At 68.1% G+C, this 12330-nt stretch carries 13 protein-coding genes; 11 read left to right on the top strand and 2 right to left on the bottom strand.

Annotated features, from left to right (window positions below; genetic code table 11):
• Window positions 1-14: 14 nt before the first annotated feature.
• Complete coding sequence (locus GY812_16780; protein ID MCP4437140.1) at window positions 15-287, bottom strand: hypothetical protein; 273 nt, start codon at window positions 285-287, stop codon at window positions 15-17.
• On the bottom strand, window positions 284-457 hold the full coding sequence (locus tag GY812_16775; protein MCP4437139.1) for a ribbon-helix-helix protein, CopG family: 174 nt from the start codon (window positions 455-457) through the stop codon (window positions 284-286). Before GY812_16775 ends, GY812_16780 begins: the two co-directional genes overlap by 4 nt.
• Before the next feature lie 170 nt (window positions 458-627).
• On the opposite strand from GY812_16775, the gene GY812_16770 reads away from it, so the two are divergent.
• The 11 genes from GY812_16770 (at window position 628) to GY812_16720 (ending at window position 12142) form a co-directional block, all read left to right on the top strand.
• Window positions 628-1662, top strand: a complete 1035-nt coding sequence (locus GY812_16770; GenBank protein MCP4437138.1) for a hypothetical protein — start codon at window positions 628-630, stop codon at window positions 1660-1662.
• A 20-nt stretch (window positions 1663-1682) separates the two neighbouring features.
• Window positions 1683-2738 carry a hypothetical protein gene (locus GY812_16765; protein MCP4437137.1) on the top strand — a complete coding sequence of 352 codons (1056 nt, stop codon included), beginning with the start codon at window positions 1683-1685 and terminating at the stop codon, window positions 2736-2738.
• A gap of 29 nt (window positions 2739-2767) precedes the next feature.
• Window positions 2768-3235 carry a hypothetical protein gene (locus tag GY812_16760; GenBank protein MCP4437136.1) on the top strand — a complete coding sequence of 156 codons (468 nt, stop codon included), beginning with the start codon at window positions 2768-2770 and terminating at the stop codon, window positions 3233-3235.
• A gap of 164 nt (window positions 3236-3399) precedes the next feature.
• Window positions 3400-4677 carry a hypothetical protein gene (locus GY812_16755; protein ID MCP4437135.1) on the top strand — a complete coding sequence of 426 codons (1278 nt, stop codon included), beginning with the start codon at window positions 3400-3402 and terminating at the stop codon, window positions 4675-4677.
• Entirely contained in the window at window positions 4677-6785 is a 2109-nt protein-coding gene (locus GY812_16750; GenBank protein MCP4437134.1) for a hypothetical protein, read from the top strand. Before GY812_16755 ends, GY812_16750 begins: the two co-directional genes overlap by 1 nt.
• Entirely contained in the window at window positions 6785-7414 is a 630-nt protein-coding gene (locus tag GY812_16745) for a hypothetical protein (protein MCP4437133.1), read from the top strand. Before GY812_16750 ends, GY812_16745 begins: the two co-directional genes overlap by 1 nt.
• A complete protein-coding gene (locus tag GY812_16740) occupies window positions 7411-8046 on the top strand; it encodes a hypothetical protein (GenBank protein MCP4437132.1) in 636 nt (211 codons plus the stop codon). The genes GY812_16745 and GY812_16740 overlap by 4 nt, the downstream gene beginning before the upstream one ends.
• A 2-nt stretch (window positions 8047-8048) precedes the next feature.
• A complete protein-coding gene (locus tag GY812_16735) occupies window positions 8049-8759 on the top strand; it encodes a hypothetical protein (protein MCP4437131.1) in 711 nt (236 codons plus the stop codon).
• 34 nt (window positions 8760-8793) lie between these two features.
• Window positions 8794-9324 carry a hypothetical protein gene (locus GY812_16730; GenBank protein MCP4437130.1) on the top strand — a complete coding sequence of 177 codons (531 nt, stop codon included), beginning with the start codon at window positions 8794-8796 and terminating at the stop codon, window positions 9322-9324.
• Between the two features lie 4 nt (window positions 9325-9328).
• A complete protein-coding gene (locus tag GY812_16725) occupies window positions 9329-10147 on the top strand; it encodes a hypothetical protein (protein MCP4437129.1) in 819 nt (272 codons plus the stop codon).
• Window positions 10148-10156: 9 nt separating this feature from the next.
• Window positions 10157-12142, top strand: a complete 1986-nt coding sequence (locus GY812_16720; GenBank protein ID MCP4437128.1) for a hypothetical protein — start codon at window positions 10157-10159, stop codon at window positions 12140-12142.
• The last annotated feature ends 188 nt before the right edge of the window (window positions 12143-12330 follow it).

Below are 12330 nucleotides of genomic sequence, written 5' to 3'. Positions count from 1 at the left end.
GGGGCAGATCTTGCTCACGGCTTGAGCTCCTCGAGCAGCGGCTCCGGCACGCGCAGGACCTTGCCGGCCTCGACCTCGTGGTGGCCCAGGTAGGGCTCGATGGTGTGGCCCTCGTAGTCGTCGCCCCACTTCTTCCAGATCCAGGCGTTGGCCTCCTCCTTGGAGAAGCCCAGCACGAGGTTGGCCTTCCGCAGTTGGCCCTCCTCGAGGTAGATGACTTCAGCCGCCCAGACCTTCACGGCGGCGGTGCGTCGCCTCAGGTCGGCGGCGCGCTCTTCGTTGGTCACGAGTCCTCCTTGTCCAGGTAGTCGGCGATGGCCAGCCGGACGATGGAGCTCTCTCCGAGGCCCTTCTGTCGGGCTCGCTCGCGGAGGCGGGCTCTCATCAGGGGTGGGAGCGCCACCTGGAAGCGCTTCCAGTTGCGCTGGGACTTGGGATCATCCGCTGGTTTCGCCATGCGCGGAGGGTAGCACGCGGCTCTGCCTCCGTCACGACGGGGTACGGCCAGGGTCCAGCCGGGGTCGCGACGGAACGCCCCAACCCCCTGGAATGCCTGCGCTTTCTCTTGCCCTGGTGGTTTGCGCGGTGCTATGGAAAGTGCAAGCATCCAGCTACAGGAGCCCTCCCTTGTCCACCGACGCCAGCATCAACGAGGAGACCGAGGCCAAGCAGGCCGACGTCGATGTTGTCGCGCTCGACGCTGAAACCACCGACGCCCAGGGAACCGAGGGCACGGAGGTCGAGGCGAGCCCCGACGCGACCGAGAACACCGAGCCCGAGGCCCAGCGGGCCACGGACGAGGACAAGCAGCGAGCCGCTCCGCGTGACCCCAACGTCATCGAGCGGCTCGAGGAGGTCATGGGCGAGCAGCCTGTGGGCTCCGACGACGTCGCGCTCGAGTCGCTCAAGAAGACGGACTGGGAGAAGCTCCCCAGCGACGTGAAGGGGCCGGTTCGCGAGCTGGTTCGCCACGTCAAGGGCCTGGAGGCGAAGCTCGCCGAGGCCAACAAGAACGCCCGCGGCGAACTGTCCGACGAGCGCGCCGAGCTCGACGAGATGCGGAAGGGGCTGCTGCGAGACCAGCAGGCCTTCTACCAGCTGTTCGACAGCCCGGAGTTCAAGGACCTCCTCGCGAAGTCCAAGATCAAGGACGCCGACCTCCCCGATGGCGGCGACCCCCTCTCCAAGCGTGGGCTGATCGCCCGGCTCGAGCGGGACATCGCGAAGAAGTTCGGTGCCTTCACCGAGCCCTTCCAGGTGGCGAACGCGGGCATCCAGCGTCGCGCGGCCTACGAGGCCATCGTCGCCCGGAACCCGGAGATGAAGGACGAGACCTTCGTCAAGGCGGTCAACGCCCGCATCGTCAAGGCGAAGGAGAGCGGCGAGTCCGTCCAGGGCAAGCTCGAGCGCTTCATCAAGGACGAGCGCGCTTCGCGCATCATCGCCAGCGAGAACAGCCGCCGCGCCCGTGAGCGCACGCTCCGCAACAAGAGCGCCTCGCGCATCGCTGCACGCACTTCCACTGTCGGGCAGAAGCCCGGCGACCCTCCCCCCCACATCCAGAAGGCCTTCAAGGACCGTGACTGGGTCGCCATCGATCGATGGCGCCAGTCGGACCCCAAGGGCTGGGATGCCTACCGTCGCGCTCAGGGCTTGACCTGAACCTCGAGGAGACCTGAAAGATGGCCACCACCACCGTCACCATCGATCCCGAATACCTCTCGACCGTCACCATCCCGGTGGCCAAGGAGGTCGTGGACGCCCACTACGTGAAGCTCAACTTCCTCGGCGCGCAGGAGCGCTTCTGGGGCAAGGGCAAGCCGACCGAGGAAGGCGGCGCGCTGTGGGTCCAGGGCTGGAGCATCGACGAGCACTCCGAGGACACCGAGTTCCTCACCGGCTACGAGAAGCTCAACCTGGCGGTCCGCAAGACCATCGAAGACACCCAGTGGACTCCGGTCCACATCGTGCGTCCGGTGGTCCTCTCCCTCGAGGAGGAGGTCATCCAGGGCACCTCGACCAAGGTCATCGACCTCGCCGTCGAGCGCACCGAGAAGGTGATGGGTGCGATGATGCGTCGCTTCGAGGAGCAGGCGTTGATGGACAACGTCGCCGCCTGGGCGAACCTCGAGACCCTGAACGGCGTCGACGACACCGCCGGCTTCCTCGAGAACCGCGCTTCCGGCTCCCAGAGCAACACGGTCGGCGGCCTGTCGAAGGCCACCTACACGGCGGTCACCGGCACGCAGAACCAGTGGGCGGACATCGCCAACTCGTTCAACTCCAACGGGCTGAACGCGCTCAACGCCATCAGCATCCGCGCCCGGAACCGGACGAAGGACCCCAGCAAGCTGGCGCTCTTCATGTCGGAGACCGGCCTCGAGAACTACAAGCGCGCGGTCCAGGGCTACGAGCGCTACATCAGCGCCGACACCATCGACACCGGCAAGCTCCAGCTGAGCGTGAACGGCGTCGCCGCCGAGACCTCGGTCTACCTCCCGAGCGTGACCGGCCAGACGTCGGCCACCGACCCGCTGACCGCCATGCTCGTCGACTTCAACGACATCATGGTGAAGTTCACCAAGCACCCGAAGCTCGACGGTCACTTCGGCATGCGTCCCTGGCGTCACGGTCCTGGTGACCAGGAGATCATGCTCGCCCTCTGCTCCTTCCGCGGCCAGCTGTGCGCCCGCGCCCTCGGCGGCTCGGGTCTCGCGACCCGCGGTGAGACCTTCTGATCCAGCCCCACCTCTAGGGAGACACCACCATGTCTGCTTCCATCGCCGGCGGCTCCGGCGCCAACCGCGATCTCCGCACCACCTACCGCCAGCTCTACGCCATCGAGGCCTTCGCCTTGGGCGACGTGGGCGCGCTCAACCTGGGCACGCAGTCCGGCTCCGATGGCATCGGCTTCGAGGTCAAGGAGGCGCTGCAGTCCGAGGCCGAGGGTCGCGTTCCGGTGTGCGTCGCCGCCGAGGCTGTCGCGGCCGACGCGCGCGGCAAGTTCATCATCGGCGGCTACGCCGGGACGATCATCTGCGCGTCCAGCGTCGTGGCGGGTGACACCCTCATCTGCGGCACCACCGCGGGCATCGCCATCGAGGCCTCGACCGTGGACACCACGTCGGGGAGCAACCAGATGAGCTACGTGGCCTTCGGCCAGGCGCTCACGGACTACGTCGCGGGAACCACGTCCTGCACGGGCTTCGTCTTCGACCGCGGCATCTGGGGCTGATGCAGCTGTAGAGGGGCAACCGGGGGTCCAGCCCTACCTTCCCTCGGCTGCCCCCTGTTGCGCGTGTTCCTCGCTCGCGCTCCTGCGTCCCCGTCGGCACCCCTACCGGCGGGGACGCTCTTGCGTTGGGGTTGCGCTATGCTTGGGGTGACCTGGAGGCCACGGTGAACCTACGAGACATGGTCGACGCGGTCTTCAGCGAGCTCGACTACGACCCGGACGTGCCTGAGCACACCGCGGATGTCATCTCGAGGCTCAACGACGTCTACGAGGAGGTCAACGACGACGACGACTGGCCCTGGCTGGTCAAGGAGTCGGACCTCTCGCTCTACGCGACGGTCGAGGGCGCCAGCGGCGTCACCGTCGCCATCACCGCCCCGAACCTCCGCCAGGTGACCGGGGTCGGGACGAGCTTCGGCAGCCACTACGAGGGCCAGACCTTCACCGCGCCGGACGGGAACGAGTACACCGTGGCCTACGTGGCCTCGACGACGGAGATGTACCTGACGGCGTCGGCGACGGCGTCGGCGGCCTCGACCTCCTGGTCGGTGAAGTTCAAGCGCTACGTCCTTCCGGCGGACTGCGTGGACGTCACCGAGTTCGTCTCGAGGTCGGACGACCGCGGGCCGCTCGTCTTCATCGACCGACGGAAGGAGGGGATGCTCGACCTCGACGAGGACTACACGGGCACCTCCGAGGTGGTCATCGAGGACGACTACGTCGACGACGCCACGCCCTGGGTGGCCATCGGGCTCAACGCCACGACGGGCGGCACCGACATCGCGAGCTCGACGAAGTACGCCTACTGCTACACCTTCCTCTACGAGGGGCGGGAGAGCGCGCCGAGCTCAGTCGCCGAGGTGACCACGGGCGCGAGCGACAACCGGGTCGAGCTCACGCTGCCGGACACCTCGTGGCGGGACTCCACCCCCACCGCGCTTGAGTCCGGACGCCGGAAGCGGGTCTACCGTCGGGACGTCACCAACAACGGTCCCTGGATGCTGGTCGCCACCATGGACGCCAGCGACACCTCGCACAACGACGACCGGCTCATCCCGACCACGGTCGAGTCCTACGAGAACGCCACGCACCTCGACCCGACGGTCATCACGCCGTCGGTCCGGCTCTGGTACACGGCGGGGGCAGACCGCACGATCCGCATCCTCTACAAGCGCCGGCCGCGCCGGCTCGCGAAGAACACCGACATCCCCATCTTCCCGCGGCAGTACCACCGGCTGCTGGTCTGGGGCGTGCTCACCGACCTGACCGTGAAGACCAACCCCCAGGAAGCCCAGCACTGGGCGGGGCGCTTCAACGACAAGTTCAGCCAGATGCAGGGGCGCTACATCAAGTCCGGCGCCCGTCGCATCGTCCGCGGTCGCTGGGACCGTCCCATCCGCTCCCGCTTCGGCGACATCTACGGCGAGGCCTCCATCACCTAATGAGCGTCGACACCAAGAACATCGACCTGAAGCCGCTGCTCGGACTCGACGAGCGCTGGGAGCCCATGCCCGGCGCCGCCGAGGTGCTCGAGGACATGACCTGGACGGAGCAGAAGAGCTGGGCGGAGGCCGGCGGGTTCCGCTCCATCGCCTACAGCACCTTCGTCGAGGAGCAGGGTCAGCCGGCGGAGAACCCCTTCGCGGCCGACGGCGCGGCCATCACGTCGCTGCACTGGTTCAGCCAGCACAACGGCGCCAAGCAGTGGCTGATCTGGGAGACCGGGAGCGGTGCGCTGCGCGCCTTCAACGGGTCGAACGGGCACACGACTACCACCGAGCCGTGGGACGACCTCGTGGACGTCGACGGCAACGCTTGGGACGGGAGCACCCTGAGCCGGGCCTTCATCCGGTCGCCCTCGGCGCGGACCCAGTCGCAGGCGTGGGGCTCCTACCTCTACCTGGTGAACGGCCACGACCAGCCCATCGTCTTCAACGGGCACTGGACCGAGCCTGCGGGCTTCGACAGCGCGCCGGCGCCGCCGGACTGCGCCACCATCGACACAGGGACCGGGCTGAGCACCCTCGGGCTGGGGTCCTACGCCGAGGACACCGAGAAGCGGTGCGCGTACAGCTACAAACTGACCGTCCTCAACGAGCGCGGCGGCGAGAGCCCGGCCTCGGAGGCGTCGTCGCTGTGCGTCTTCCTGAACGACGCCTCCACGCGGCACTTCAACGCCGTCTCCATCGGCGAGCAGGGCGCGTCGTGCGTCGCTGTCCGCGTCTGGCGGACCCGCGACCAGATGGACGCCGACGGCAACCTCGACACCGTCGGCAAGGGGCGGACCTACTACTTCGTCCGCGAGCTCCAGTACAACGGCGCCACCACCTTCGTCGACGGGCTGCCGGACACCCACCTGGGCAACACCCTCGACGAGGAGGCGCTCGGGCCATGGCCTCGAGGGGTGCGCTTCATCGCGACCTTCAAAGACACCATGTTCCTCGCCGGCCACAACGGCTCCGAGGTGGTGTACTCCCGCCCCAACCGTCCCGAGATCTACCCGCTGGACAACCGCATCAACGTCGGCGACGGCGACGGCGGCGAGATCACGGGCATCTACACGGCGCGGAACGCGGTCATCGTGACGAAGACCCGCGGCATCTACTTCATCAAGGGCGACCCGAAGAACGGCTTCTACGCCCAGACCCTCACCCAGGACCTGGGCTCGAGGTCCATCAACTCGGTCCGCGAGCTTCCTGGCCTCGGGGTCGTGCTGCTGTCCAACGACGGCATCCACCTGATCGAGGGCACGCTCGAGAGCACCGACCGCCCGACCAGGACGGTCAACATCGGCCAGCCGATCAGCAAGATCTTGAAGAAGCTCAACCTCTCCGCGCTCGAGAACGCGCGGTCGGCGGTCTACCACCGGGACAAGGAGTATTGGCTCGCCGTCCCGACGCTGGGGTCGACGGACCCGAACCTCGTGCTCGTCTTCCACTACGAAGTCGGGCAGTGGTCGGTCAGGAAGAACTTCCCCATCGCCTGCATGGCCGAGACGCGCGACCACCGCGGCTACCTGTTCTTCGGCTCCCACGACGCGACCAACTCGCCGGGCATCCACCTCTACAGCCGCGCGCACAAGACGAAGCAGGGGACCAGCGCGTCCTCGGCGCCGAAGTTCGAGACCGCAGCGGTCGCCTTCCCAGACGTCTACCGGCACATGCAGCTCCGGTACGTGCACGTCCACTGCGTCGGCTACGGGGACAACGACATCCAACTCAACCTTCGCACGAACCGGTCGCTGACCCAGATCTACACGACCGCGAAGGGCGCCGACATGCAGTACAAGGCGACCTCGGAGCAGCTCGCCATCTACGGCGAGGCCACCTGGAACAGCACGAGCGCCTCGGTCTGGGCGAAACTCCGCCCCATCACCGTGCCCTTCGACGTCGGCCACGCCCACAAGGGGTGGACCCGCGAGGTGCAGGTGGAACTCACGCCGGAGGACCTCCGGCTCGAGCTCATCGCCGTCGAGCTCGAGTTCCAGGGCGCCGGCGAGAAGCCCCACCGACCCTCGAGGGCGACCGCCAAGCGCTCCGGGCGGACCTGATGTCCTGGCGCTACCGCGAGCGGCGCGCCGAGGGCGCTGGCGTCATCGTGCCGGAGGACTGGAACGAAGGCTTCAGCGCTCTCGCTGGCGAGCACAACGGCTACCACGACCGCGACAACTTCCCCAGCGCGACGCTCGACGAGGAGCACATCGTCGCGAACGCGATGACGCGCGGCCACGCGGTGAAGCGGGGTCTCTCCCCTTCCATCACCGCGGCTCTCGACACGACGTCCTGGCAGCGAGCGCTGACCGGCGGCGACATGCCGAAGACGACCATCGAGGTGTCCAACGACTGCACCGTCATCGCGGAGTTCGGGGTCCACTGGGAGTGGGAGTCCACGGGGACGAACGCGGTGCAGGCCGACGCGGTGCAGTTCCGGATCGTGATCGATGGTGTCGTGGTCAGCCAGTCGGGATGGATGTCGGCCCAGTTCGCTCACGACGCGACCTACCTGGTCGGCGCGCTCCCTGTCGGAGCTGGCTACCGGACCATCGCCACGGAGATGCGTCTCGCCAATGTCACCTGGGACATCGACGCGGACACCGTCATCCTCAACGCCCTGACGGGGACCTACACGGACTTCCACGTCCGCTCCGCCGAACTCGACATCGAACGGAAGATCCGATGAGCCGGATCACCGTCACCGAGGTCACGGCTGGGAGTTCGCTCTCGGTCACCGAGCCGAACGCCACCATCAACTCGGTGAACAACGCGACTGGCGACGTCGACGCCTCCAACGTTCGCGAGGAGGGGCTCGAGCGGCGGAACTTCCAGACCGGCTTCAACACGAGCATCGCCTCGTTGTCGAAGGCTGGGCCGACCTCGTTCACGCACTCGACCGAGACCCTCCTCGTCAGTGGCAACAACTTCGAGTTTGGGCCCTTCAACCGGGACAGCTCGATGAACGAGCTCCTGAAGGTCCGCTTCTCCTTCTGGTTCTATGGCGCCAGGGTGGTCTCGCCAGCCTCTGCGCCGCGGTGGAACTTCAAGATCAAGTACAAGCTCGGCGCAGGCGGCACCTACATCGACTTCGACACCGACTCCACGACCAGGAGGTTCCAAGCCAACACGAGCCTCAGCGAGACGGTGTACGGTTGGCGGATGAAGCGCTCGGTGACCATCGTCTCGCACTTCACCAAGTCGGGCATTGCGTCGAGCGCCGACATCTACTTCGGGCTCTTCGGCTGGGAGGACGTCACCCCCGGCAGCCAGTTCACCCTCGAGCACATCCACGGGCACGTGAAGCTCGTGAAGAGGTAGCCATGGCTGCAGGCCTCAGTGTCCTGACCGACGGGGCGACCACAGCGGCAGCGGACTTGAACGACCGGCTCGACACCCTCGAGGAGTGGGTGAACTTCGGCATGGCGTCCGGCGACATTCAGTCTGGGTCGGGCAGTGAGTGGGTGCGACCGAGCCACGTCTACCGCCCGGACTTCTACGGCTCGCCGGACAACCGCTCGGTGAGCGAGGGGTCCACCACGCACTGGCGAAGGACTGCCGACGACCTCTTCGACCGCTCCATCCACAGCCAGGACCTCGAGACCGGGACGACCAGCGACGACGAGGGGTGGATGACGATCATGGGGTCGGCCATCTCGCTCCGGGTCGTGGAGGCCTCCAAGATCACGGAGATCCTCTTCACCTGCTACCCCTTCGAGTCCGGCGGGACCGAGAGCAGCGCGACCTGGCTGCCCATGGAGGTCCGCTGCGGCGAGATCGCGCTCTTCATCGACGGCACCAAGCAGACTGGGACGGAGCGCCGCTTCTACACGTCGACGGAGCAGATCGGCTCCATCAACTTCGGCATGATCAGCGGTCGCCACCAGAACCACTTCGTCTTCCTGACCTCGCTCGCTCGAGGGCGGCACCAGCTCGAGGCGCGGGTCCGCTACGTGGTGCCGTCCACAGCGACGAACGCGAAGCACGTCTGGGTGGCTGAGAGGTCGCTCGTGGGCTCCATCTCGCTCATGTAGGGCGTGCTATGTTGACCCTGTCTCCGGAGTCGTCATGTCGACCAGCGCCTTCAACTACTCTGCGACGCCCTACGCGAGCATCGGCACGCCCGCCGCTGACACGCTGACGCTGACGGGGCAGGAGAAGAAGGACGCGAAGCTCGGGCGTGCGACCGCCGGCGGAGCTGGCGTCGGCGCACTGACCGGCGCTTCGACCGCGGCTGCCCTGGGCGCCGGGCTCACCGGCGCCGCCGCCTCGGGCGCGGCGATGGGCGCACTGGCTGGCCCCCTGGGGCTTGCCCTGGGTGCCGGCATCGGTCTCGGCGTCGGCGCGCTCAAGGCGCGGCACGGTGCGAAGGAGCAGGCGCTCAACCAGAAGGCGGGGAAGATCGCCGCTCAGAAGGCGGCCTTCAACGCCAGCGAGATGCAGGCGCTCGAGTCCGCACAGGCGGTCAAGGCGGCGCGGACGCGGCTCAACGCCAACCCGGCGGCCCCCGACTACATGGCGATGAGCGCGGCGCCTGCGCCCGCGCCTGGCGCCACCCAGTACGACGCCTGGAACGCGCGGACCTTCGGACACGGGTGAGGAGATGGGCAACGGCTACACGGCGACTGGCGGTTCTGACGCGACCGGTGACATCTACGGCTCCATGTGGGACGCGGTCCCCGCCTCGCCCCAGATGGTCTGGGACCGAGACCGGCGGACGACGAACCTGGCGAGGGAGCAGGCCAAGGAAGCCGCCATCCTCGAGCAGAAGCTCGGGGCACACACGGGCGAGATGTGGCAGAACGTCGGCATCGGCGCGCTCGCACAGGGCGCGGCGCTCGCGTCGGCTCTGCCGGTGACGGCGACGGACCGCCACAACCGCGGCGAGCTCGCCCGGCTTACGCAACTCCGCGACTCCGGGCAGTTGGGCCTCTCCGGTGCCGAGAGCGCGTACATGGACGCCACCCTGAAGGACCCGCTGGCCCGGCAGGCGACGCAGTCGCAGCAGGACACCGAGGCCTACATGGCCAACAAGGGTGGGATGAGCGCGAAGGACCTCTCCATGGTCCGGCGAGAGCGCGACGCCAACCTGACGCAGGGCCACCTCGAGGCCGGCAAGGTCAAGGCGCAGGCGCACTTCGACAAGGTGCAGGACCAGCTCGCGGAGATCGAGCGCCGGATGGCCTACAAGGGCGAACGGCAGCAGGCCCTGCTCAACCGGGGCGCGGCCTTCGCCGCCGATATGGGCGACGTCCTCGGGCAGGCCCGAGCCGGGAAGGCCCTCAAGCAGGTGGACTGGGCGTCCCTGATGGAGGCCTCGGGCATGGGTCCGGAGCAGGTGGCCGAGTGGGCCGAACTCGCCCAGAAGAACCCCTCGCTGCTGTCGAGCCTCGCAGCCAGCTACGGGGCCCAGCCCCGGTAGGAGCCCCCGATGGCCTACATCCAGTCGCAGTACGCGGTCAACGTCTACGACGGCCCCACGCCGATGGGGAACTTCTGGCGTCGCTTCATGCAGGTCCGTGGCGACATGAACCTGCAGGAGATGGAGCGCTTCTACAAGCGCCAGGACCCGGACTACCTGCTCAAGCGGATGGAACAGCTCCAGACCGCGTCGAAGGACTACCGGAAGGCTGCCGCGGACATCGAGCGCGCGGCGGTCCAGGGCGACATGCGCCGGCAGGCGGAGATCCTCGAGGGCGTACTCAGCGCGGTCGCGAACCGCGAGCAGGCTGGCGTGGAGATCGCGGTCGCGAACATCGACGCCCGGACGACCATCTGGGAGCAGGCGATGAAGAACGCCGGCACCCTCGACGAGATCAAGGGCGGGCTCGAGGTCACGACTCGGCAGATCATCACGCAGGCACTCGAGTCGGGCTCCGACGAGCAGCGCTTCGCGAAGATGCAGGCGGCGTTGACCGACGGCGGCACGGTGCCGGCGACGGCGCAGGCTGACGCCATGTACCTCTTCCTCCACGACCAGGCGGTCGCGCAGGATCCGCCCAACGAGGACGCGGCGAACTTCGTCCGTGGGTACTTCGCCAAGCGGACGGGAGGCCTCTCCGAGGACCCGCACGCGGCGTTCGACCACCTCCACAAGATGACCGCCAACGAGGTCGACTCGGTGGTGCGGCGCGTCACCGGCGGGCTCCCCGGCGGCGGTGGCGGCGGCGGCGCCGGCGGGCTCGGCAACGAGGCGCTCCAGAACCTGATGGATCTGGTGGGCATGAGCTCCACCCGCCACCAGGACATCGCGGACACCCTGCTGGCCCAGGCTGACGCTGCGGACGCGGAGATCGCCAGCCTGACCGGGGACTACAACGAGCTTCGGACCACGCCGCCGCCGACGCCGCCGAACGCGGACATCAACTTCATGACGCAGGCACCCTTCAGTGCCCCGCACCCGGCGCAGGAGGCGCTGTGGCGGGTGGCGAACCTGGGCCCGGAGCAGCGCGAGGAGCTCCTGGCGAACCTGCGGACGCAGGGCATGGAGGGCTACGCCGAGGCGCGCGACGAAGACCCCTACTACGACAGCATGACGCGGGTGGCTCCGGTCGATGTCGGCCAGTGGGCAGCCGGTGGTGACGTGAACCTGTGGCTGGGCAACGACCTCCAGGCTGCCTTGGAGGGCGACACCGCCGGCTACAACCGTGCTCTCGACCTGCTCGCTCGCATCCCCGACGACGAGCTCGAGCGTGCCGGTCTCTCCGTCGTGCAGGACATGCTCGAGGCGGGCGCGCAGGCAGCGGTGGCCGAGGGCGCGGTGCCCGAGCAGGTGCTCGCGGAGGCCGCGGGCGCTGCCCAGCAGGTGGTCTTCAACGCTCCCTTCTTGGACATCGGCACGGTCATCGCCCGGCAGGCGGACGCCATCCGACGGACCCAGGACCCCGAGGCGAAGCTCCTGATGAGCGAGGCGCTGGTGTCGAACTACGGCAACCTCCCGCCGGAGCTCGTCGGCACGGTCGGCGCCCAGATGACCCGCTCCTGGCGGGAGCGGCGTGCAGCAGGCGACGGCGTCGCCTGGCAGAACGACCTCGCCGCCTACAGCAAGGCCCTCCGGGGTGCAGCCGAGCAGCGTGAGCAGCAGCGGCTCGAGCAGATCCGGTTCCACCAACAGGCGGGCCGCCAGGTCGTGCGCGAGTCCAAGAAGGGCTTCGAGGACCCGCGGTCGTGGATTCCGGCACCGGAGCCGACCTTCAGGGACGACCGCAGGTGGGGAACCAGAACGCCCTACCCGGAGGCGGAGGTTGCCGCCGGCGGCGACCTCGAGTTCGAGGTCGAGGACGTTCAGCCCTTCGAGTTCGAGGAGTGGGAGCCTACCCTCCATGGCTCCCGCGCCGGCGACCCGCTGGATCTGCTGAACCGCCAGCGGATCCTCGAGGAGCAGCAGTACCGGCGCTCCATAGGGCAGGAGCCGTAGGTCAGCGGCAGCCGGGCTGGTGCGGAGTCACCGCCCCCCAGCACCATCCGCGTCAATGGTGAGGACGTGGCGTCGGAACAGGGAGGCTATCCGCTTCTGCTACCCCCCGGCACTCGCTGGGACGAAGAGTCGCAGAGCTACGTCGCGCCCCCCACCACCATCCGCGTCAACGGCCAGGACGTGCCCCT

The organism is Actinomycetes bacterium, from assembly GCA_024222295.1.
In the GTDB taxonomy this organism is placed as follows: Bacteria; Actinomycetota; Acidimicrobiia; order Acidimicrobiales; family Microtrichaceae; genus JAAEPF01.
Note: the sequence above shows the minus strand (reverse complement) of the source record. Positions and strands in the feature narration are given on the sequence as shown.